Here is a 22,423-nt window from a genome sequence, read left to right as displayed (position 1 = left end):
CCGTCGTGAGACGATTAGCCAATCAAAACAACGGATAGTTCCTGGGTGGTAGCCGATCAGAGCTGGTGATATTTGCCCTTGTCGTCCCACTGATAGACCACATAGTCCGACACCTTGAGGTCGCCTTTGCCATCCCAGCCTTTTTTGCCCATCACCGTCTCGACGTCGTGGCTCTTCAGCCAGTCGCTGGCTTTGGCGTTATCGGTGCCGACGGCGTTCCAGGCGGCGGCGATAGCCTGAATGGAGGCGTAGGCGTAGAGGGTATAGCCTTCCGGCTCAAAGCCGCTGGCGCGGAACTTCTCGATCACCGCTTTGCCTTCCGGGAGAGTGCGCGGGTCCTGACCAAAGGTCATCAGCACGCCGTTGGTGAACTGCGGCCCGCCGGCGGCCGTCACCAGCTCCTCGGTGACAATACAGTCGCCGGAGAAGAATTTCGCCTGCACTCCCTGCTCGCGCATCTGGCGCACCAGCGGGCCCGCCTCAGGGTGGCAGCCGCCAAAATAGACCACGTCCGGCTTGAGGGCGCCGATCTTGGTCACCAGGGCGTTAAAGTCTTTTTCACCGCGGGAGAGGCCTTCGTACAACACTTCTTTGGTGCCCCGCTTCGCCAGCGCCGCGCGGGTGGCATCGGCCAGCCCCTGGCCATAGGTGTCTTTATCGTGGATGACGGCAATTTTCTTCGCCTTCAGCACGTCCAGCATATAGTTGGCGGCAATCGCCCCCTGCTGATCGTCGCGGCCGCACATGCGGAAGAGATCCTTCATGCCGCGCTCGGTGATCTGCGGGTTGGTGGAGCCGGGAGTAATGGTCAGAATCCCGGCTTCGTCATACACCTCGGAGGCCGGCATCGTTGAGGAAGAGCAAAAGTGCCCCACCACGGCGGAGACTTTCGCTTCGTCCACCAGCCGGTTGGCCACCGCTACCGCCTGTTTCGGTTCGCACGCGTCATCCCCCTGCACCAGCACAATCTTTTCGCCTTTGATGCCGCCGGCGGCATTGATATCAGCCACCGCCTGCGAGGCCCCCTTCCAGTACTGGGCGCCGTAGGTGGCGTTGGGGCCGGTGAAGGGCCCGGCGACGCCGATCTTCACGTCAGCCTGGGCGTAAAAGGCCATGCTCATACAACCTGCTATCACAACATGAAGCGTCATTGTTTTCAGTTTCAAAGACATTCGGATATTCCTCAGCGATTTAGAGCCTGGCGTCATGGAATGACGCAGAAAATATCACTTACCGTGTGGTACCGACGCAGGCGCAGCGCCAGGACGGCCAGGGTGGAAGAAGCAAAAATCCCGCCAGGTAGAGAGATCGCGCCGGAGAGCGGACGCCCCGGTCGGTGCGCACGCGACGACAACCCGTGCCGCATCCGGCAAGGGCGCATTCCCTTTCAGGTCAGGAGATCGGTTGCCATCACGTGGCGAGCCGGACAACGCGGTATCCGTACCGGCCCGTGAGCTAAACATAGATGCAGTTAGCGGTCGCTGCGCGCCAGCGTGGTGCAAAAATGCGAATATGATCAACAGTGGTGATTATTTTGTTGCGGTAATGTGAAGATGATAACAGGAGAGCCCGTTAAGGGCTCCCCTGTGGCCCGGCAGCCGCTCAGAGCTGGCTGGTGAACGTTCGCGAGATCACATCCTGCTGCTGCTCGCGGGTTAGCGCGTTAAAGCGGACCGCATAGCCGGAGACGCGGATCGTCAGATTCGGATACTGCTCCGGATGTTCTATCGCATCGAGCAGCTTTTCCCGGTTCAGTACATTGACGTTGAGGTGCTGTCCCCCCTCCACCGTCTCCTCGTGATGGAAGTAGCCGTCCAGCAGCCCCACCAGGTTGTTTTCCTGCGCCGACGGCGCTTTGCCGAGGGCCGCCGGCACGATGGAGAAGGTGTACGAGATGCCATCTTTGGCGTAGGTAAACGGCAGTTTCGCCACCGAGGTCAGCGACGCCACCGCCCCTTTGCGGTCGCGGCCATGCATCGGATTGGCCCCCGGGGCGAACGGCGTCCCCGCCCGACGTCCGTCCGGCGTGTTGCCGGTTTTCTGCCCGTACACCACGTTGGAGGTAATGGTCAGGATCGACTGGGTCGGCACCGCCTGGCGCCAGGTGGGCAGCGCCTGGATTTTGCGCATAAAGCGCTCCACCAGGTCGCAGGCGATGGCATCGACGCGATCGTCGTTGTTGCCATATTGCGGATAATCCCCCTCAATGACAAAGTCCACCGCCAGCCCGTGATGGTCGCGCACCGGCTTCACCCGGGCGTACTTTATCGCCGACAGCGAATCCGCCGCCACCGACAGGCCGGCGATGCCGCAGGCCATCGTGCGGTAAACGTCGCGGTCGTGCAGGGCCATCAGCGCCGCTTCGTAACTGTACTTATCATGCATGCAGTGGATGATGTTCAGCGCGCTGATGTACTGCACCGCCAGCCAGTCCATAAAGTGGTCGAGGCTGGCCATCACGCTGTCGTAGTCCAGCACCTCATCGCGCAGCGGCGCGGTTTTCGGCCCCACCTGGATCTTCAGTTTCTCATCCACCCCGCCGTTAATCGCGTAGAGCAGCGTTTTGGCGAGATTGGCGCGGGCGCCGAAGAACTGCATCTGCTTGCCGATCACCATCGGGCTGACGCAGCAGGCGATGGCGTAGTCGTCGCTGTGAAAATCGCTGCGCATCAGATCGTCGTTCTCATACTGCAGCGACGAGGTGGCGATAGAGACCCGGGCGGCGTATTTTTTAAACGCCACCGGCAGCGCCTGCGACCAGAGCACGGTCAGGTTCGGCTCCGGCGCCGGACCCATGGTGTGCAGGGTATGCAGATAGCGGAAGGTGGTTTTACTGACCAGGGTGCGGCCATCCAGCCCCATACCGCCCAGGACTTCCGTCGCCCAGATGGGATCCCCGGAGAACAGCGAGTCAAATTCCGGGGTACGCAGGAAACGCACCATGCGGATCTTCATGATGAAGTGGTCAATCAGCTCCTGGGCCTGCTCCTCATTGAGTAAACCGGCGCGCAGATCGCGTTCAATATAGATGTCGAGGAAGGTGGCCGTGCGTCCCAGCGACATGGCGCCGCCGTTCTGCGACTTCACCGCCGCCAGGTAGGCGAAGTAGAGCCACTGCACCGCCTCCCGGGCGGTGCGCGCCGGGTGGGAGATATCGCAGCCGTAACGGGCCGCCATCTCCTGCATCTGCTGCAGCGCGCGCCGCTGTTCGGCCAGTTCTTCGCGCAGGCGCAGGGTGGACTCCAGCGCCTCGCCGCGTTCAAGGGCCGGCTGCAGGTCGGCAAACTGCAGCTCACGTTCGCGGACCAGGTAGCGAATGCCGTACAGCGCCACGCGGCGGTAATCGCCGATGATCCGTCCGCGACCGTAGCCGTCCGGTAGCCCGGTCAGCACCCCGGACTTACGGCAGCGCAGCATATCCGGGGAATAGACGTCAAATACGCCCTGATTGTGGGTCTTGCGCAGCGCCGTAAACTGATACTCAAAATCGGGGTCCATTTCGCGGCCATAGGCCTCGAAGGCGCTTTTGATCATATTGATGCCGCCAAAGGGATGCAGGGCGCGCTTCAGCGGCCGGTCCGTTTGCAGGCCGACGATCTTTTCCAGCGGCTGGTTGATATAGCCCGCCGCGTGGGCGGTGATGCTGGTGGCGACAGTGGTGTCGAAATCCACCGGCGCATGGGTGGCGTTCTCGACGCGGATCCCGGCCATCACCTGCTCCCAGAGGGCGGTGGTGGCCGGCGTCGCGTCGGCGAGGAAGGACTCATCGCCCTCGTAAGGGGTGTAGTTATGCTGAATAAAGTCGCGAACGTTAATTTGCGTTTGCCACGCCGTACCGCGAAAGCCCTGCCAGGCGTCGGCGTATCGTGCGTCGTGGGTGTCGATATCTACTTTCATGAACATCGTCTCTCTACAGAATAAAAAAATCAGGCCAGCGCCGCCGCGGTGTGGATCCGGCCTAAGCGGATCGCATCGAGGGCAATCATGCGCTCTTCATTGGTGGGGATAACCGCGCAGCGCACCCGGCTGCCGTCGGCGGAGATCAGGCGCTCGCCGGCCGAATTAGGCTGCTGGTTGCGGGCAGCGTCCATCTCAAGGCCAAAGACCGCCAGCCGCTCGCTCACCAGCCGACGGATCAGCACCGAGTTTTCGCCAATCCCGCCGGTGAAAATAATGCCGTCGAGACGCTGCAGCGCGGCGGCGTGGCCGGCGATATGGCGGGCGATGCGATGGACGAAGGTTTTGATCGCCAGGCGGGCGCGGGCATGGCCCTCATGCCAGGCCTGCTCCAGTACCCGCAGGTCGGAGGAAAGGCCGGAGATCCCCAGCAGGCCGGAGGCGGTGTTGGCCACCCGCTCCAGGTCGCTGAGGGTCTGCCGGGTTTCCGTGGCAATCCACGCCATGGCGCCGAAGTCGACATCGCCGCTGCGGGTGCCCATCATCAGCCCCTCCAGGGGCGTCATCCCCATCGAGGTGTCCACGCTGCGGCCGTTGCGCACCGCGCAGATCGAGGCGCCATTGCCCAGGTGGGCGATCACCAGGCCGCTCTCCTGCTCCGGCAACCCGAGCAGCGCCAGGGCGCGCCGGGAGACATAGCGGTGGGAGGTTCCGTGGAAGCCATAGCGGCGCACCCCGAGGTTCTGGTAATACTCCCACGGCAGGCCATAGAGAAAGGCTTCCGGGGCCAGGGTCTGGTGAAAGCTGGTATCAAAGACCGCCACCTGCATGACCCCCGGGAACAGCCGCTGCGCCGAGGCGATGCCGCTAAGGCTGGCGTAGTTATGCAGCGGGGCCAGGGACGATACCTGGCGAATATTGTCGATAACCTCCTCGCTGATAATGACCGACTCGGTGAAGAGGTCGCCGCCGTGGGCGACGCGGTGGCCAATCAGGGCCACGCTGTCGATAAGATCGCGTTGGGCTAATGCCCCGGCAATCGCCTGCAGGGCGCCTTCGTAGCCGCGCGGCGCCAGCGCCACCGGCTCGCCGCCGTTGAGCGAGAGAGACGCCTGGTCCGCGTTGATGCCCTCGGCTACGCCGTTGAGCAGGCAGTCGCAGCTGGCGGCGTCCAGTACGGAAAATTTGATCGACGACGAGCCGCAGTTGATCACCAGCACTACCGGAAATTCAGTCATGTTGTACTCCGCGTGGCCTGAGCCGGATTAGAACAGTTTGTAAACGATATTGAGGATGGTCAGCAGACCAATGGCGGTCACAAAGAGGTTATCGAGACGGCCACGGTATTTGGCCAGCGAAGGCGCTTTACGAATGGCGTACATCGGCAGCAGGCACAGCAGCGAGGCGATAATCGGCGCGCCCATGGCCTCAATCAGGTCGAGGATATTGGGGTTGGCATAGGCCACCACCCAGGTCGAGCCCATGATGAACACCATGCTCAGGGTATTGAGCTTGCCGCTGGAGACCCGGGTTTTATCCCCTTTATAGCCGAAGCGCAGGATCAAACCGTTCAGCCCCTCGAGGGTGCCGAGATAGTGGCCGAAGAACGATTTGAAGATGGCCACCAGGGCGATGATCGACGCGCCATACTCCAGCAGGGTGGCAAAGGTGGATTTGGCGCCCGACATCGAGGCAAAGTGGTTCGCCAGATAGGAGAGCACCGGGATATTCTGCGCCTTGGCGTCCGCCATGTTCTGCGGTGAGAGGGTAAACAGGCAGCTGAAGGCGAAGAACATCACCACCGCCACCATCAGCATGCTGGCCCGGGAGATGATCTGCGAGCATTTGTGTTCGGTATACTCCCGGCCAAACTGCGCTTCATACTCTTCGCGTTTGGAGACCACAAACGAGGAGACGATCGGCGAGAAGTTAAAGGAGAACACCATAATGGAGATGCCCAGCCACACTGTCACCAGAATGCCGTCGTGACCGGTTAAGGCGATATCGCTGAGGTTCACCTGATCAATCACCGCGCTATTCCAGTAAGGGATCAGAGACAGGGAGATCACCACCAGGCTGGCGATAAACGGCCACACCAGATAGCTCATCACCTTGACCATCAGGTCTTTGCCAAACCAGATGACAAACGCCATCAGCAGCAGCAGGAGCAGCGCCACCACTCCGCGGTTGAGGGCCGGCATCTGCAGCTGGTTCTCCCAGAAGGTCATGAAGGTATTGGTGATCGTCACGCCATAAATCCACAGCAGCGGGCAGATGGCGAAGAAGTACAGAAAGGTGATCACCACTCCGCCGGTTTTGCCAAAATGCTCTTCCACCGTTTCGGTGATATTGCCGGAGGGGTTAGCTCCCGACAGGCACAGCCGCGCCAGCGCTCGGTGGCAATAGAAGGCGATGGGATAGGCCAGCACCAGCATCACCAGGATAGGGATCAGCCCGCCGAAGCCGGCGCGGATAGGGAAAAACAGCACCCCGGCGCCGATGGCGGTGCCAAACAGGCCCAGGGTCCAGGTGGTGTCGGATTTACGCCAGGACGAAAGGCTTGTCTGGCTGGATGCAATGCTCTCAGTCGTACTCATATCCTGTCCTCACTTATGTATTGAATTAAGCGTCAACAAAACCGGTAATTTGCGATACCCGCGAGAGATCGATATTGCCGCCGGAAATCAGGCTGACCGTTTTGCGGTTCTGGATATAGCTGTCTAATTTGCCGCTTAATAACGCGGCGCAGGCCAACGCTCCGGCCCCTTCGGTGATCACTTTATTGCGCTGAATTAAGGCGACCATGCTCTGGCGAATGTCGTCCTCGCTGACGAGGACGATGTCATCCACCAGCTGGCGGGCGATTTCATAGGTCAGTTTTCCCGGGCGGGCGACATCGCAGCCATCGGCTAAGGTGCCGGCGTGGCGATGGCTGGTGATCTCTCCGGCGTACCAGGAGGCGGCCATGCCGTGAACATTCTCCGACTGCACGCCGATAATGCGGATCGTCGGGTTAATAGATTTAATCGCAATCGCGATGCCGGCAATTAAGCCCCCGCCGCCAATCGGCACAATGACATTATCCACGTCATACAGATCTTCTAATATTTCGAGACCGATGGTGCCCTGCCCGGCAATAACCTGGGGATCGTCATAGGGGGGAATAAAGATACGGCCTTCAAGTTCAACAATATCGCTGGCTTTGGCGAGGGTATCGTTAAAATTATCGCCATGCAGCACCACCTCCGCCGAATAATCGCAGGTGGCGGCGACTTTCGATTTCGGCGCCCCTTTCGGCATCACCACTTTCCCGTCAATGCCGAGCATGGCGCAGGAGAGCGAGACGCCCTGGGCGTGGTTGCCCGCTGAGCAGGCCACCACCCCTTTGCGTTTTTCCGCTGCGGTTAAGCCGCAGAGCTTATTAAAGGCGCCGCGAATTTTAAATGAACCCGTGCGCTGCATATTTTCGAATTTAAGAAATATTTCACCCTTGCAGCGTTCGCTAAAATAATTCGACCGCGGCATACCCGTTTTATATATTTTTCCTGCCAGGCGTTGCTTCGCTTCGAGAATATCGTCAATGGATACCGGAAGATCGTAGGTAATATGCATTATGGCCTCTGTATCTTAATATAAAGTCAATGACCGGGCGTCATCCTGCTGACAACAGCGAGGATGGTTGTTGGATTATTTAATTAATATCAGTCAGGCAATTTCTATTGGCTGCCAGTGGCGGTTGCCCTGCCCCGATGAATACTGTTTCGCCATCTCCACCAGCGACGCCGCCGCGGTTTTCAGCCGGTAATTTTTCGACCACACCGCCGCATAGCGCGCCACCGGCAAGGCCTCTTTAATGGGGATGGTGACAAACTGGCTCGAGCCGAACGGCGTGGTCATGTCGCAGGGAATGACCGTCAAAAAATCGGCATTGAGCACCAGGTTATAGATCGTCACCACCGAATCGGTATTGACGATATTTTCACGGCGGATGCCGCTGCGCTGCAGGGTGGTCAGCAGTTCGCTGTAGTAGCCCATATTGGTCTCCGGCAGCACCCACTGCTCGTGCTGGAGCGAGGCCAGGCGGACGGTGCCGTTGCCGATCCGCGCCCGGTTCGCCACCAGCACAAACTCAGACTCAAACAGCGGCTCGACGTGTAGGTCCTGCAGCTTCATCTCATCGCTCAGCGTCCCGATGGCGAAGTCGAAGCGCCCGTCGCGGATCGCCGGCAAGAAGGCAGAGAGCTGCGCCTCATACATCGATACCCGTGCCTTGGGGAAGGTCATTTTGAACTGATGCACCATCTCCGACATAAAGGTAAACCCCACCAGCGAGGGAAAACCAAAGGAGACATCCACCACCGTGCTGTTGGTCAACGCATTCATTTCATTGACCATATTTTTCATTTCCCGGGTGATCGCCTCTGACCAGTTCAGAAATACCTGCCCGGCCTCGGTGAGCGAGACGCCGGTATTTCGCCGGACGATTAATTCGCTGCCAAAATAGCTTTCCATGTCGCCAATGATTTTACTGACCGCCGGCTGTGTGAGTCCTAACGCTTTTGCTCCGGCCCCGATAGACCCGCTGCGGATCACTTCCTGGAAAACCACCAGATGCTGAGTTTTAGGCAGAGAAAAAGTATTCATCACGTCTCACTTTCATTCCTTTGTTGACGGCGGAAAGTGTAACAAATCGCGATTAGCGGGTTATGTGAGAGCTCTCACAAAGGCTCCGCCGTGGCCGATTAGCAGGATTCTCCACCCAGAACAATCCATTTAAAATCAACGCATTAAGATCATAGCGAACGTCGTTTGCGCGTTTATTGCCGTAACCGAATGCGGGGATAAAAATAATTGATGGCGATAACATCGACGGCAAAATGGCGATAAAAAATACGCTTTTTGTACGCTATTTGACCCGCTCCGTCAGGGCGATAAAAAAGGCGAAAATTAAATTAATGCTGTAAAGAATAAAAAGCGGACGTAATCAACGCCATTATTTAACGACAAGTCGGTTTGGCATCACATTTTATCGGCGGCGGGCGGGAAAAAGGCGCAGGCATTATTTACAGCAAAGAAACATTAAATTCACAATCTTGTTTTTCTTGTGCGGCGGAGGGGGCGGCTTTTTCCGCCATATCGCAGGCGGTCATACTTTGATTAAAATCAACTCTGGCAATTTATCTTTTGCGGCGCCTGGCAGGCAGTCATTTGTGTTGCCGATCACAAATCCATAAAACAACCTCCCGGCCTCTCTTCCACCGCAACTGATTAACCAGCTTTTCACTATGCAAATGCAAATAACGTATTTGCCCTCCCCGCAGGCGCTCTGTAGTTTGAGCCAGGATCCCGGCGCCACTTTTTCCGGGTCAGGACTTTATTATTCAGAGTGTTGAATTTCGCCATGATAAAATTAGCGCATCTTTTCAAAACCTATTCAGGCAGCGCCCAGCCGGCCATTCGTGACCTCAGCCTGGATATTGATCATGGCGAATTCTGCACTTTCGTCGGCCCGAGCGGCTGCGGAAAAACCACCATCCTGCGGATGATCAACCAGCTGGATATTCCCGACAGCGGCGACGTCTATATTCAGGGCGTCCGCCTCGCTGACGCTGATATTATCCAGGTCCGCCGCCAGATCGGCTTCGTGATGCAAAGCGCCGCGCTCTTTCCCCATCGTACCGTGGCGCAAAATATCGCCACTGTGCCGCGGCTGGCGGGCTGGAGCAAAGCGCGCATCAACGCGCGCATTGAGGAACTGGTAGCGTTGATGTCGCTCGACAGCCATCTGCTGCACCGCTATCCGCATCAGCTCTCCGGCGGCCAGCAGGGACGCGTGGCCATCGCCCGCGCCATCGCCGCCGATCCGCCGATTTTACTGATGGATGAGCCCTTCGCCGCCATCGACCCGGTGGTCCGTGAACGCCTCCAGGACGAGCTGTTGCTGTTGCAGCAGCGGCTGCAGAAAACCATTGTATTAGTGACCCACGACATCAATGAAGCGATCCGCCTCGGCGATAAAATCGCCATTTTCCAGGAAGGCGGCGTGCTGGCGCAGTTTGATACGCCAGACCGTATTCTGGCCCACCCGGCGAGCGAGTTCGTGCGCCGCTTTATCGGCCCGGAGCCCAATCTGAAACGGCTGGGTATGATTCAGGTCGGCCAGCTGCCGCGTCACGATGTCCCCCTGCTCGACGAAGCGCTGACGCCGATCGCCAGCGCCCATCCACCGCTGGCCAGCCCGCTGCGCCTGGTGCTTGACCGCCAGCGACGTCCGCTGCACTGGTTCGATCCGCAACACGGTCTCACCCTGCCGGTGGAGCGCCCGCTCGCCAGCAGCCACAGCCTGCGTTTCGCCTACAGCGCGCTGCTCGACGTGGCGACCGGCGTGCTGGTGCATGTGGATAGCGAAGGACAATACCAGGGGGCGGTGTCCCACGCCCTGCTGCAGCAGGTGCTCGACGGCGCGGTGGGGGTGAGACCTCATGATTGACTGGGGCTGGGTTATCGATAACCGCGCGATGATCGGCGATCTTCTCTGGCAGCATGCGCGGATGGTCCTGCTGGCGCTGTTTTTCGGCTCCCTGCTCACCGGCGGCCTGTTAGCCATTACCCTGCGCTGGCCCACGACGGCGCAGCCGCTCATCACCCTCTGCGGCGTGCTGTTTACCATTCCCTCACTGGCGCTGTTTATTTTATTGCTGCCGTTTACCGGGCTGTCGCTGACCACCTCGCTGATTGGCCTGACGCTGTACTCGCTGTTGATCCTGCTGCGCAACGTGCTGGCCGGCATGGAGAAGCTGCCGCAGGCGGCGCTGGAGTCGGCGCGGGCGCTCGGCTACACCCGCGGTTTCCGCTTCTTCGATATCGAGCTGTGGCTGCTGCTGCCCTCTCTGTTTGCCGGACTGCGCATTGCCTCGGTGACGCTGGTCGGCCTGGTCACTGTCACCGCGCTGATCGGTCAGGGCGGGCTCGGGCAGCTGCTGATGGCGGGCTTTAATCAGGACTTTCTGACGCCGATTGTCGTCAGCCTGGTCCTCAGTCTTGTACTTTCGCTGGTCTTTGACGGGCTGATTGCCCGTCTCGGCGACTGGCTAACTCCGTGGACGAAATGATGACGCTGCTTCTCGCCACCTTTCACTGGTTAACCCAGCCGGAGCACTGGCTGGGCGACGATGGCATCCTGCTGCGCCTGGGCCAACACCTTTATTACGTGCTGGTCAGCATGGCTGTTGCCTGCGCCATTGCCCTGCCGCTCGGCATCGCCCTGGGTTACTGGCGCAAAGGCGCCTTCGTGGTGATCAACCTGTTTAATCTTGGCCGCGCCATCCCTTCGTTAGGGCTGATTTTATTATGCATCATCGTTTTCGGCTTTAACGATATCCCGGTGCTGGCGGCGCTGATCGCGCTTTCTATTCCGCCCATTCTCACTAACACCTGGGTGGGGATTTATCACGCCGACCGCCCGCTGTGCGATGCGGCCATCGCGCTGGGTATGACCCCCTGGCAAAGCCTGTGGCAGCTGCGGATCCCGCTGGCGGCGCCGCTGATCCTCGCCGGGATGCGCACCGCGCTGGTCCAGCTTATCGCCACGGCGGTAGTCGCAGCCTATGCTGGCCTGGGCGGGCTGGGACGTTTTCTGATCGATGGCCTCGGGCAGCGGGATATCCCGCAGGTGATCGGCGGCTCGCTGGTGGTTTCCCTGCTGGCGATAGGCGGCGAACTGCTTTTCGCCCGCTGCGCCGGACGCCTGACCCACCGCCGAATTGCCGCGCCTTATTAGCGTGTACCTGACATTACCCTCAGCGCCTGGCGCTGATTAACCTGAAAATACAAGAGGTATTATGAAGCAATTATTTGGCAAGGCCGTCACCGCCCGTCGATTTCGTCTCTCGCTGCTGGCCGCCGGGCTCTTCAGTCTGAGCGTTAACACCTTTGCCGCCGGCGTCACCGTGGGCGGGGCCAACTTTACCGAAAGTTCCATTCTCGCCAACATCTACGCCAGCGCGCTAAAGAAAAATCATATTGAGGCCAACACCCGTCTCAACCTCGGCAACCGGGAAATTATTATTCCGGCGCTGCAGAGCGGTGAGATCGATATCGTTCCGGAATATCTTGGCGCCCTGCTCAATTTCTATAACGGCAAAACCGAGGCCACCAGCCAGCAGGACGTCAGCGCAGAGCTGGCCCAGGCCCTGCCCGCCGATTTCACCCTGCTGAACCCGGCCCCGGCCACCTCGATCACCGCCTGGGCGGTACGTGCCGAGACCGCGGAGAAATACCATCTGCGCACCCTCTCCGACCTGAAGCCCGTCGCCCCGCAGCTGGTGATCGGCGGACCGCCGGAGCTGGCGGTACGTGCCCTGGGCCTGCCGGGGCTGAAGCGCGTCTATGGTCTTGAGTTCAAAGCGGTGAAATCGCTGGACATGGGTGGGCCGCTCACACGGCTGGCGCTCAATTCGGGCAAAATCGACGTCGCGACGGTCGTCTCCACCCAGGGCAATCTGGCGAAGGAGAAATGGGTGGTCCTCGAGGATGATAAACATGAACAACCGAGTCAGAACGTGGTGCCGCTGGTGCGCAAAGCCAGTCTGACGCCGGAGATAGGCGCCGTGCTCAATGAGGTCTCCGGCAAACTGGACAATGCCACGCTGATTGCCCTCAACCAGCAGGTGGATCTCCAGCATAAAGATCCGGCGGCCGTCGCCGAACAGTGGGTTAATGCCAACCTATCCCAACACTGACCGTCACCCCGCCACGGATGGCGTTCAGCCGCGAGTCTACGCTATGTCTAACCGACACATGATCCTGAACCTCTTCTTTTATAACCCACAGGGGGATTACCGTTTCTCCTGGCGCCACCCTGACGCGCCTGAAGCGGACATATTTACCCTCGACTATTACGCCAGCCTGGCGCGTAAGGCCGAAGCGGCGACCCTGGACGCTATCTTTGTCGCCGACCATATCGCGGTGTGGGATACGGTGCCCAGCGGCCTGAGCCACTATGCCAACGCCCGGCTTGAACCACTGACGCTGCTCTCCGCCCTCGCCGCGGTAACGGAGCATATCGGCCTGATGGCCACCGCGTCGACCTCCTATAACGAACCCTATAATCTCGCCCGTTACTTTGCCTCGCTGGATTTCCTCAGCAATGGCCGGGCAAGCTGGAATGTAGTGACGTCATGGCTGGAAGAAGAAGCGGCAAACTTCGGTCTGGAGCAGCTTCCCCGCCACGGCACCCGCTACCAGCGGGCCAATGAATTCATCGACGTGGTCACTCGCCTGTGGGATTCCTGGGAAGATGGCGCGGCAATCTTTGATAAAGCGCGCGGAGTCTTCGCCGATGCCGACAAGGTGCATCACCTCGACTATCAGGGCGAGTACTTCCGTGTCCGCGGCCCGCTCAACGTACCTCGCCCGCCGCAGGGCCATCCGCTGCTGGTGCAGGCCGGCTCTTCGGAGGCGGGAAAAGCGCTGGCCGCCGCCTGGTCTGATATGCACTTCGTGTTTATTCATTCGGTCGCCGAGGGGCTGGCCTATCGCGAAGAGATGAACCAGCGGCTGCGCCAGCACGGGCGCGATCCGGCCCATTTCAAAATCATCGCCGGGGTCCTGCCGGTGGTGGTGAACGCCGGCGAGGAGAAGGCGGCCCGCCAGCAGCTTAACGAGCAGCTCATGAGCGACCAGATGGCTATCGATCTGCTCTCCTCTTATCTTCGAATGGATCTCAGCGCCCTGCCGCGGGACCAACCTCTGCCGCCGCTCCCCGATGAGGAGAGCTTTGACGGCATCCGTACCGCGCTGAAGCTTATCCGCCAGTACGATCCGCAGCTCACCCTGCTGGAGTTGGGGAAGTTGTTATTACAGAGTTCTGATAGCTGGCTGCTGCTGGGCAGCGCCGAGGAGATTGCCGCCACCTTAACGGAGACCTGGCAGGCGGGCGCCGCCGATGGGTTCAACCTGATGTTCCCGCTGCTGCCGGGAGACTTTGACCGCTTTATTGACCAGGTGGTACCGCTTCTGCAGCGTAACGGCGTCATGCGCGACCGCTATCCGCCCGGCACCCTGCGTGAAAAGCTCGGTCTGCCGGCGGTGGAAAACCGCTTCACCGCCCCGACCCGCCCCGCGTTACCGCCGACGCCGTAGCTTGCCATGGCCCGCCCCGGCGCAGATCGCTGGCCGGGGCATTTTACCTACAGCTGACTGACCCCCAGCGCCACGGCCTCATCCCGCCACGCCAGCAGCGGAGCATAGGCCTCCCGCGACATATCGCTATAGCCGCAGATCAGAAAGGCGTCGCACAGGGGACGATAGCGCGCATCGCTCACCAGCTGCTGGAGCGCCTCGCGCAGGCTGTTCAGCGTCGCCGCCGGGGTGGCGCCGGCGGTGATCAGCGGCAGCCCTGGCGCGGCCGGGCTCCAGCCGATCGCCGCCAGGCCTGCCAGGGCCTGCGGCTGATGGCGCTGCAGCAGAGCGTAGGTCACGCAGTCGATGGCGGCGATATCGGCGTTTTCCTGCTGCAGCTCGCGCAGCGACTGCCGATGGCTGCCGCTGAACACCACCGCCGAAAAAAATCGCCCCTGCCGGGAGAGCGGCGCGACCATTTTGCGCAGCACGTTGTAGCCAGACTGCGAGTGCTCGGCATTGCACACCGCGCGGCGGCCAAAAAAGTCCGCCAGCATCCGGTGACTATCCGCTTCGCGAACCACCAGCAGGCTGCGGTAGCGGCGCCCCTCGCAACCGGGCGCGGCGTAGTGGAAGCAGCCCACCGTCTGCACCTCCGGCAGCTGGGTCACCAGCGGATAGCCACAGGTCTGGCTCAGCAACAGCCCCGGCTGGCGCCAGTGGGCCAGCAGATCCTCGGGATCGGCCGCCGGAGGGTCCTCCGCCACCCTCACGCCGCGTTCAGCCAGCAGCGACTGCACCGCCAGCCACAGGGCCTGGGTCTGTTGTCGGTGGATGGCATACATAGGAAAGGTCATACGTTCAGCCATGTTCTCCTCCCGCCTGCGCCTGTTCGCCAAAGCCTGGATGGGCGTTCACCGCCACCGCCCGGCGGCTAAAATGGCGTCGCCACTCACCGTACCCGCGCACCAGGAACCCCTGATTACGCTGTAGATAAGCCGTCTGGCGATGCAGATACAGCCGACGTAAAGCGTACCAGGGGGCCCCTGGCAGGTCATGATGTACCGCATGGTAGTTGAGATTGAGGAACAGCACCCGCCAGGGGAGCCCGGCCTCGTTGATCACCGAGCGGGCCAGCGGGTCATCCGCGGCCCGGTGTTCGAGAAAAGAGCGCACTTTGGTCAGGGCCAGCGCCGGGTAGCTCACCGCCAGCACAAACCACAGCGGGGAAAAACCCTGCGCCGCCATCCAGGCCAGCAGACCCGTCAACAGAAACAGATGCAGGCTCCACATGGCAATGGCGCGGCAGTCGCCCGCGCGGAAAGCCCGCAGCGCGCTACGCAGGGTGTGAACGATATCCATCAGCGGCGCCAGCAGCAGACGCCCCCAGAAGGTATTGCGCAGGTGGATAAGGCGGCGCTGCCAGGCAGAGAAGCGCTGCCAGCTTTCCGCCGTCACATAGTACGATTCGGGGTCGTCCTCGGGGTGCGTCAGCAGATGGTTGCGATGGTGCGCCAGATGGCTGTCGCGGTAGACGCCGTAGGGATACCAGACCGCCAGCGGCAGCGTCCCCAGCAGCTGGTTGAACCATGCCAGCCGGGTGGGATGCCCATGGATCAGCTCATGCTGTAAGGACATATACCAGGCGGTAAACCAGATTAGCAGCAGCGTGGCCGGAAACAGTCCCAGCGTCCGCCAGCTCGTCACACAGGCAAACCAGCCGCCGTAAACCGTCACAATCAGCAGCCAGGTCGGCAGCTCGCTGCGCCACAGCCAGCTGCGCGCCAGCTGGCGGATCAGGATGCGCTGTTGGTCATCCACATAGACAGCCGTCTTCTTTTCCGTCACTTCCCATACCTTGCCGTGTTGCCTCATTCCCTTCGAAGATGTGAGATAACACGTTAAATAACAAAGTATTTAATTTACTTAGCTTTGCCAAAAAGCGCGTTTGTATTCACCGCTTTCATCAACACCTGAAACTGCGGATTAAATTCATCAAAGATTGGCAGCGCAGCGGCGCCCAGCGCGGCGGTATCGGTGCCGGTCATCCCCATTTTGACACGCTGCGCCGGCAGGTAACGCCCGCGCACAGACTGATACAGCGGCGGCAGCCGCGCCAGCACTTTCTCCAGCAAGGGGGCGGGCATCATACCGCCCACCACCACCGTCTCGGCATCGAAGACGCACTCCAGCAAATTGATCGCCTGACGCAACGGCGCCAGGATGCTGGTGATCCACTGGTCGAAAAGCGCAGCGTCCACCGACAGCAGATCTTCCGGCAGCGCGCGATAAGGGTCGAGGCCGCAAAACTCATAGGCCGCCTGCAGCGAAACATAGCGCTCAAGGCATCCCTCATTCCCGCAATAGCAAGGGCGACCGTTCGGCGCGACCACGATATGCCCGACCTCACCGGCGTTATGGGCATGGCCGGTATACACATGACCATCGGTAAAAATACCGGCGCCCAGACCGGTGCCAATATAGAGATAGACAAAAGAGTTGAGCTGCCGCGCCACGCCGTGAAAGCGTTCGCCAATGGCGGCCACCGTGGCGTCGTTTTCGAGAGTCACCGGCAGGCCGCTGAGTCGCCCGAGCTCCGCCGCTACGTCGATTCCTTCCCAGCCGTTGAGTGTCGTGGGCCCCGTCGACGAGATCCCTTCCACGCCAAAGGGCCCCGGCATCACGACCCCCATCCCCAGCACCCGCGACCAGTCCAGCGTCGGCAGCGCACGGATCTCATCCAGCACCTCAGCGAGGCGGGCAAAGGTCGCACCAGGCTGGGGCTTTTGCACCAGAATGAGTCGGCGAAAATGGACCTCGCCGGCCAGATCCACCAGCACCACAATCAACGTCTGATGATCGAGATGGATGCCAATTGACCAGGCGCTGGCGGGATTGAGGCTCACCGGCACCGCTGGCTGTCCACGGCCGCTGGCGCGCCGCGGTTGGTGGCTGGTCAGGAGATCCATCTGCTCCAGCTCCGCCACAATATTCGACACGGTCTGCGGGGTCAGCGCGGTCAGCCGCGCCAGCTCGGCGCGGGTCAGCTCGCCATGTAAACGCACCGCCTCAATGATCACCCGGCGGTTATGCACCCGGGCATGTTCAAGGTTTGTACCTGATGTTTTCATCGTTTCCCTTCCAGGCTGGACTGGTGAAATTTTAGCCGGCATCACAGATCTGACAACGACCCGCGCAGGCGGGTCTTCGCGATGGCATACCCTTTGCTACGCTTAGTGCTGGGACCACTCGGGAGATGTTGCCGATATTGTCGCCCTGATTAAATCAATCAAATTGATTTAATAAATCATAACCCCTTTCAGTACAGCACAGCGGAGAGCAAAGATGAAATACCACAGCGCACTACGGGTCAACGCCTGTCTGCTGGCGATGCTCGTTATCAGCGGGAGCGTCAGCGCAGCGACCCAGATTAATGCCCTGTTCATGACCCAGGCGGCCTATAGCGAAAACGACATTCGCGCGATGACCAGTGACTTCGAAAAGCAACACCCTGACGTGAAGGTCAATCTCGAATTCGTCCCCTATGAAGCGCTGCACGACAAGATCGTCGCCGCCCGCGGCGCAGGGGGTAACGGCTACGACGTGGTGCTGTTCGACGCGATCTGGCCGGCGGAGTTTAGCCGCTTCGATCTGCTGCAGGATGTCTCCTCACGGATTGCCGCCGACGAGCGCGAGAAGATTTTCCCCGGGGCGATGAATACCGTGGTGTATCAAGGCAAAACCCTCGGCATGCCGTGGATCCTCGACACCAAATATCTGTACTACAACAAAGCCATGCTGGACAAAGCGGGGATCAAAACGCCGCCTGCCAGCTGGCAGCAGGTGATGGACGACGCCAAAGTGCTTAAGGACAAAGGGATCGTCAAATATCCTCTGGTCTGGAGCTGGTCGCAAGCGGAAGCGCTGGTCTGCGATTACACCACCCTCGTCTCCGGCTTCGGCGGGAGCTTTTACCAGAACGGCAAGCTCGATTTTTCGACGCCCGCCTCGCTGAAAGCGGTCACGCTGATGAAAACCTCGCTCGATCAGGGGCTGAGCAACCCGGCATCACGTGAATACCTTGAGGAGGATGTGCGTAAGGCTTTCTCCAATGGCGACGCCGCCTTTGCGCTCAACTGGACCTATATGTACAACATGGCCAACGATCCGAAACAGAGTAAAGTCGCAGGTGATGTTGGCATTGTCCCCGCCCCAGGCGATACCCCGGATAAACCCGGCGCCGTCAACGGTTCAATGGGCCTGGGCATCGCCAAAGCCAGTCAGCATCCGGAAGAGGCCTGGCAGTATATTCACTATCTGACCTCCCAGCCGGTACAGGACAAGTATGCCAAACTGAGCTTGCCGGTGTGGAAAGCCTCGTACCAGGATCCTGCCGTTGCCAAAGGCCAGGAGAGCCTGATCGCCGCCGCCGACAAGTCGTTGAACGTGATGCTCTCTCGTCCCGAAACGGCAGATTACTCGCGCCTGTCAAACACCCTGCAACAGCAGCTTCAGTCGGTACTGCAGGGTAAAGCCTCGCCCGACGTCGCCCTCAAGGTGGTCGACACCAGCGCGGCCCGTCTGCGTTAAGGAGGCATGATGCTGAGTCTGCAACGACGCGAGCATCGTCAGGCATGGGTGCTGTTAGCGCCCATGCTTATCGCGATGTTTATCCTCACCGCATGGCCGCTGGCGCGCACGCTGTGGCTGAGTTTTACCGATACCGCGCTGGCCGGAAGCGGCGAGGCGACCCACTACGTCTGGCTGGATAATTATCTTTATGCCCTGACCGACCCGGACTTTCGCGCGGCCTTCGCGCGAACGCTCTATTTCACCGTGGTCTCGGTGGCGATTGAGGGTGCGATCGGCGTACTGGTGGCGCTGTTGTTGAATCAGCGTTTTGTCGGGCGAAATGTCCTGCGGGTGCTGGTAATCCTGCCGTGGGCGTTGCCGACTATCGTCAACGCCATGATGTGGCGGCTTAACTTTAATCCCGACTACGGCAGCGTTAATGCTCTGCTCAGCCAGCTGGGGCTGATTGACAGCTATCGCAGCTGGCTGGGCTCGCCGGATTCTGCGCTGCACGCGGTGATGCTGGCGGATATCTGGAAAAACTACCCGCTGGTCACCCTGCTGGTGCTGGCCGCCCTGCAGTCTGTTCCCGACGATCTGTACGAGGCGGCGCGGCTCGACGGCGCCTCGGCCTGGCGGCGTTTTCGCGCCATTACCTTTCCGGCCATTGTGGGTCCCCTTGGCGTCGCGCTGGTGCTACGCACCATCGATGCCTTCAAAGTGTTCGACATTATCTATGTTATGACCCGCGGCGGCCCACTCGACAGCACCAAAACGCTGAGCTTTTTTGTCTATCAGGAGTCCTTCAGCTACCTGCGCGCCGGCAGCGGCGCGGCCTACGCCATGCTGATGAGCCTGATGTGCGCCGTGCTGATAGCCCTGTATCTGTTTTTGCTGCTGCGTCAGCGGCGCCGGAGTATTGATGATGAAGCGTAAAGGGTACATCGTACTGCGTTACCTGGCGGCGCTGGCGGTGGCGATCTCGATCCTCGCCCCGATGCTGTGGCTGTTTTTGATGAGCGTCAGCACCACCGCGGACCTCACCCGCGTCCCGCTGGAGTGGCTCCCGCGGCAGTGGGACTTCAGCCGCTATGGCCATCTGCTGTCGCTGGCCCCTGGCGAACCCGGGGCGCTGTTTCTTCCCGCGCTGGGCAACAGCCTGCTGGTGGCCGCCGGGGCGACGCTGGTGTCGTTGTTGCTGGCGATCCCTGCCGCCTTCAGCTTTTCGCGTTATCCCGGCCGCGACGGCTGGCTGTACGCCGGCCTCGGCATCTATATGGTGCCGCCCGTGGCCTTTGTGCTGCCGCTCTATTTTATTCTTGAACACTTTGGCCTGCTCAACACCCGCAGCGGGCTGGTGCTGGTCTACTGCTCGCTGATCGTGCCGTTTCTGACGTGGATGGTCAAAAACCAGTTCGATACCCTGCCGCAGGATATCGAACAGGCGGCCCGGCTTGACGGTCTGCGCATCTGGCAGGTCCTGCTGCGCATTACTCTACCGCTGGCGAAACCGATGCTTGGCGCCGCCGCGCTGTTCGGCTGGCTGCTGGCGTGGGACGAGTTTTTCTATGCGCTACTGTTCACCAGCAACCTCGCCGCCCAAACGCTGCCGGTGACCATCGCCGGCTTCACCGCTGGCCGCGCCACCGATGACGGGCTGGTGGCGGCGGTCGGCATACTGGCCTCAGTCCCTCCGCTGTTGATTGCTATCTGGTTGCAAAAATCGCTGGTCAGCGGCCTCACCAACGGGGGAAGTAAAGGATAACTATGGATAACACCAGGACACCTGTGCTCTATATCGTGGGCAATTACAATATTGATTTAGTGATGGGAACCCTGATCCACTGGCCTGCCCAGGGGACTGAGATGATGCTCGAGCACAGCGCGCTGCGGCCCGGCGGCTCTGCCGGCAACTGCGCGCTGGCCGCCGCCGCCATGCAGCTTCCGCACTGCGCGGTCGGCTGCCAGGGCGACGACGCGTTTACTCCGTGGCTGGCGGCACAGTTTCCCGGCGGCAGCGATCGCTGGCCGCAGTATCCCTGTGAAACCTCACTGACGGTGGCGATCACCCATCCCAACAAAGAGCGCTCCTTCCTCAGCAACCATGGACATATTACCCGCCTGACCGCCGGGGATGTGCTGAGCCAGCTGCCGGCCGCCGCTGGCGAGGGCGATATCGTGTTGCTCTGCGGTACCTTTCTCTGTACCGGGCTGCTGTCCGACTATCCGCAGCTGCTCGCCTCGCTCCGCCAGCGCGGGTTTACCCTTGCCGTCGATACCGGCTGGCCGCCTCAGGGCTGGAGCGACCCGCTGCGTCATGAGGTCGACCGCTGGCTGGGCGACTGCGACTGGCTGTTGCTCAACGACGTTGAAACCCTGCAGCTGGCCGGCCACCCGACCCTCGCCGCAGCCGCCGCAGTCCTGGCGGCACGGCTCAGCGGCCGCGGCGGGTGCGTGGTAAAGCGCGGCGCCGACGGCGCGGACTGCTGGACGACCGACGGCCATCACCATGCGCCGACCCGGCCAGTCACCGTGATCGATACCATCGGCGCTGGTGACAGCTTTAACGCAGGATTTCTTGCCGCACTGCTGAGCGGCAAACCTGCGGCGGCCGCGCTGCGCTGGGGAAATACCGTCGCCGCGCAGGCGATCGGCACCTCCCCGCGCCGCTATCCCGACTGGCATACCCTGCAACATCACCTTGAGGAGGCCACCGATGGCCAGTGTTGAACTGATCGATGTCGCCAAGCGCTACGGCAAACAGACGGTGCTCCAGCCTCTGGACCTCACCATCCCCGACGGCAGCTTTACCGTACTGGTGGGCCCTTCCGGCTGCGGCAAGTCGACCCTGCTGCGCCTGCTGGCCGGTCTCGAAACGCTTTCCGGCGGCACCATTCTGATGAACAAGCGGCCGGTCAACGATCTGGATCCGGCCGACCGCGATGTGGCGATGGTCTTTCAGAGCTACGCGCTCTACCCCCACCTGACGGTGGCGGAAAATCTCGCCTTTCATATGCAGGTCAAAAAGGTGGATAAGCAGTTACAGAAAAGCAAAGTGCAGCAGGTCGCCAGCCTGCTGGGGATTGATAAACTGCTGGCTCGCTATCCGCGTGCGCTCTCCGGCGGCCAGCGCCAGCGGGTGGCGATGGGCCGGGCCATGGTCAGAAACCCCCAGGTTTTCCTGTTCGATGAGCCGCTGTCGAACCTTGACGCCCAGCTGCGGATGGAGCTGCGCGCGGAGATCAAATCCCTTCACCAGCGTATCAATACCACCATGATCTATGTCACCCATGACCAGGTGGAGGCGATGACCCTTGCCGATCAGATTGTGGTGATGCGCGACGGGCAGATCGTCCAGCAGGGGGCGCCGCTGGCCATTTACGACCAGCCCTGCAATACCTTCGTCGCCCGCTTTATCGGCTCCCCGCCGATGAATCTCCTGCCCGGTCAGCGCGCCGTGCGCGACGGCCAGCCCGGCGTCGCCTGCGGTGCGCTGTGGTTTCCGCTGGCCGAACGCTGGCATCAGGCCGTGGCGCAGCAGGGCGATGCCCCGCTGATTGTCGGTCTGCGCCCGCAGGATATTCTGCCGGATGCGCATGGCGCGCCGGCAACGGTAAACATCATGGAGGTGACGGGGGAATCCACCCTGCTGCATCTCGACTGGCAGGGTTTTCCGGTGCATGTGCAGGTTGCCGGCAGGGTGGCGGTCGCGGCGCAGCAGACGTTGGGGCTGACTCTCCGCCGCGAAAACCTGCATCTGTTTGATGCCGCCAGCGGCGAGCGGCTGGCGGAGACGCGCTAAGGGCGAAGGGAGCCGGTCATCATCCGTGTG

At 60.8% G+C, this 22,423-nt stretch carries 21 protein-coding genes; 12 read left to right on the top strand and 9 right to left on the bottom strand.

Translation table 11 applies throughout. The annotated features are described in order from the left end of the window. Positions 1 to 56: 56 nt before the first annotated feature. Positions 57 to 1,115 (bottom strand): branched-chain amino acid ABC transporter substrate-binding protein, encoded by a 1,059-nt coding sequence (locus ACLH1U_RS01345; RefSeq protein WP_075206763.1) that lies wholly within the window; start codon positions 1,113 to 1,115, stop codon positions 57 to 59. Between the two features lie 289 nt (positions 1,116 to 1,404). On the opposite strand from ACLH1U_RS01345, the gene ACLH1U_RS01340 reads away from it, so the two are divergent. Beyond that, a complete protein-coding gene (locus ACLH1U_RS01340; RefSeq protein ID WP_004225356.1) occupies positions 1,405 to 1,551 on the top strand; it encodes a hypothetical protein in 147 nt (48 codons plus the stop codon). 51 nt (positions 1,552 to 1,602) lie between these two features. On the opposite strand, the gene pflB is transcribed toward ACLH1U_RS01340, so the two are convergent. The 5 genes from pflB to tdcA all read right to left on the bottom strand — a co-directional run bounded on the left by pflB (position 1,603) and on the right by tdcA (position 8,541). Continuing rightward, entirely contained in the window at positions 1,603 to 3,897 is a 2,295-nt protein-coding gene (gene pflB, locus ACLH1U_RS01335) for a formate C-acetyltransferase (protein ID WP_194859931.1), read from the bottom strand. A 29-nt stretch (positions 3,898 to 3,926) separates the two neighbouring features. Further along, entirely contained in the window at positions 3,927 to 5,135 is a 1,209-nt protein-coding gene (gene tdcD / locus ACLH1U_RS01330) for a propionate kinase (protein WP_194859636.1), read from the bottom strand. 27 nt (positions 5,136 to 5,162) lie between these two features. Then, a complete protein-coding gene (tdcC, locus tag ACLH1U_RS01325; RefSeq protein WP_032453337.1) occupies positions 5,163 to 6,494 on the bottom strand; it encodes a threonine/serine transporter TdcC in 1,332 nt (443 codons plus the stop codon). A 25-nt stretch (positions 6,495 to 6,519) separates the two neighbouring features. Next, the gene (gene tdcB, locus ACLH1U_RS01320; RefSeq protein ID WP_023290189.1) at positions 6,520 to 7,509 is read right to left on the bottom strand and encodes a bifunctional threonine ammonia-lyase/L-serine ammonia-lyase TdcB; all 990 of its coding nucleotides are present in this window, start codon (positions 7,507 to 7,509) and stop codon (positions 6,520 to 6,522) included. 93 nt (positions 7,510 to 7,602) lie between these two features. Then, complete coding sequence (tdcA, locus tag ACLH1U_RS01315; RefSeq protein ID WP_411299001.1) at positions 7,603 to 8,541, bottom strand: transcriptional regulator TdcA; 939 nt, start codon at positions 8,539 to 8,541, stop codon at positions 7,603 to 7,605. A 197-nt stretch (positions 8,542 to 8,738) separates the two neighbouring features. Between tdcA and ACLH1U_RS01310 the strand changes: the two genes are divergently transcribed. The 6 genes from ACLH1U_RS01310 (at position 8,739) to ACLH1U_RS01285 (ending at position 14,040) form a co-directional block, all read left to right on the top strand. Next, complete coding sequence (locus ACLH1U_RS01310) at positions 8,739 to 8,861, top strand: hypothetical protein (RefSeq protein ID WP_411299122.1); 123 nt, start codon at positions 8,739 to 8,741, stop codon at positions 8,859 to 8,861. A gap of 437 nt (positions 8,862 to 9,298) precedes the next feature. After that, entirely contained in the window at positions 9,299 to 10,387 is a 1,089-nt protein-coding gene (locus ACLH1U_RS01305) for an ABC transporter ATP-binding protein (protein ID WP_023290191.1), read from the top strand. Then, on the top strand, positions 10,380 to 11,009 hold the full coding sequence (locus ACLH1U_RS01300; RefSeq protein ID WP_411299000.1) for an ABC transporter permease: 630 nt from the start codon (positions 10,380 to 10,382) through the stop codon (positions 11,007 to 11,009). The genes ACLH1U_RS01305 and ACLH1U_RS01300 overlap by 8 nt, the downstream gene beginning before the upstream one ends. Further along, entirely contained in the window at positions 11,009 to 11,677 is a 669-nt protein-coding gene (locus ACLH1U_RS01295) for an ABC transporter permease (protein ID WP_023290193.1), read from the top strand. The genes ACLH1U_RS01300 and ACLH1U_RS01295 overlap by 1 nt, the downstream gene beginning before the upstream one ends. Before the next feature lie 61 nt (positions 11,678 to 11,738). Then, a complete protein-coding gene (locus tag ACLH1U_RS01290) occupies positions 11,739 to 12,638 on the top strand; it encodes an ABC transporter substrate-binding protein (RefSeq protein ID WP_023290194.1) in 900 nt (299 codons plus the stop codon). Beyond that, positions 12,616 to 14,040, top strand: coding sequence for an LLM class flavin-dependent oxidoreductase (locus ACLH1U_RS01285; protein WP_308298421.1), 1,425 nt, complete (start codon positions 12,616 to 12,618; stop codon positions 14,038 to 14,040). Before ACLH1U_RS01290 ends, ACLH1U_RS01285 begins: the two co-directional genes overlap by 23 nt. Positions 14,041 to 14,087: 47 nt before the next feature. Here the strand turns inward: ACLH1U_RS01285 and ACLH1U_RS01280 are convergent, their stop codons facing one another. The 3 genes from ACLH1U_RS01280 to ACLH1U_RS01270 all read right to left on the bottom strand — a co-directional run bounded on the left by ACLH1U_RS01280 (position 14,088) and on the right by ACLH1U_RS01270 (position 17,150). Further along, complete coding sequence (locus ACLH1U_RS01280) at positions 14,088 to 14,888, bottom strand: phosphate/phosphite/phosphonate ABC transporter substrate-binding protein (RefSeq protein WP_194859638.1); 801 nt, start codon at positions 14,886 to 14,888, stop codon at positions 14,088 to 14,090. After that, complete coding sequence (locus tag ACLH1U_RS01275; RefSeq protein ID WP_411298999.1) at positions 14,881 to 15,867, bottom strand: fatty acid desaturase; 987 nt, start codon at positions 15,865 to 15,867, stop codon at positions 14,881 to 14,883. Before ACLH1U_RS01275 ends, ACLH1U_RS01280 begins: the two co-directional genes overlap by 8 nt. Positions 15,868 to 15,941: 74 nt before the next feature. Further along, positions 15,942 to 17,150, bottom strand: coding sequence for an ROK family transcriptional regulator (locus ACLH1U_RS01270; protein ID WP_048297795.1), 1,209 nt, complete (start codon positions 17,148 to 17,150; stop codon positions 15,942 to 15,944). Positions 17,151 to 17,364: 214 nt separating this feature from the next. Between ACLH1U_RS01270 and ACLH1U_RS01265 the strand changes: the two genes are divergently transcribed. The 5 genes from ACLH1U_RS01265 to ACLH1U_RS01245 are packed head-to-tail and all read left to right on the top strand — an operon-like array spanning position 17,365 to position 22,393. Continuing rightward, positions 17,365 to 18,609, top strand: coding sequence for an extracellular solute-binding protein (locus ACLH1U_RS01265; protein ID WP_255890349.1), 1,245 nt, complete (start codon positions 17,365 to 17,367; stop codon positions 18,607 to 18,609). A 9-nt stretch (positions 18,610 to 18,618) separates the two neighbouring features. Next, positions 18,619 to 19,527: a carbohydrate ABC transporter permease gene (locus ACLH1U_RS01260; protein ID WP_017899871.1), complete on the top strand. Its 909-nt coding sequence runs from the start codon at positions 18,619 to 18,621 to the stop codon at positions 19,525 to 19,527. Next, on the top strand, positions 19,517 to 20,356 hold the full coding sequence (locus ACLH1U_RS01255) for a carbohydrate ABC transporter permease (protein WP_008804323.1): 840 nt from the start codon (positions 19,517 to 19,519) through the stop codon (positions 20,354 to 20,356). Before ACLH1U_RS01260 ends, ACLH1U_RS01255 begins: the two co-directional genes overlap by 11 nt. Positions 20,357 to 20,358: 2 nt before the next feature. Then, complete coding sequence (locus ACLH1U_RS01250) at positions 20,359 to 21,321, top strand: carbohydrate kinase family protein (RefSeq protein WP_048297796.1); 963 nt, start codon at positions 20,359 to 20,361, stop codon at positions 21,319 to 21,321. After that, entirely contained in the window at positions 21,308 to 22,393 is a 1,086-nt protein-coding gene (locus tag ACLH1U_RS01245) for an ABC transporter ATP-binding protein (RefSeq protein ID WP_008804321.1), read from the top strand. Before ACLH1U_RS01250 ends, ACLH1U_RS01245 begins: the two co-directional genes overlap by 14 nt. The last annotated feature ends 30 nt before the right edge of the window (positions 22,394 to 22,423 follow it).

This window comes from Klebsiella sp. 1SOBk5mer (genome assembly GCF_046603115.1).
GTDB classification, from domain to species: domain Bacteria; phylum Pseudomonadota; class Gammaproteobacteria; order Enterobacterales; family Enterobacteriaceae; genus Klebsiella; species Klebsiella quasipneumoniae.
The sequence above is the reverse complement of the archived record's forward strand: the minus strand, read 5'-3'. Positions and strand labels throughout refer to the sequence as shown.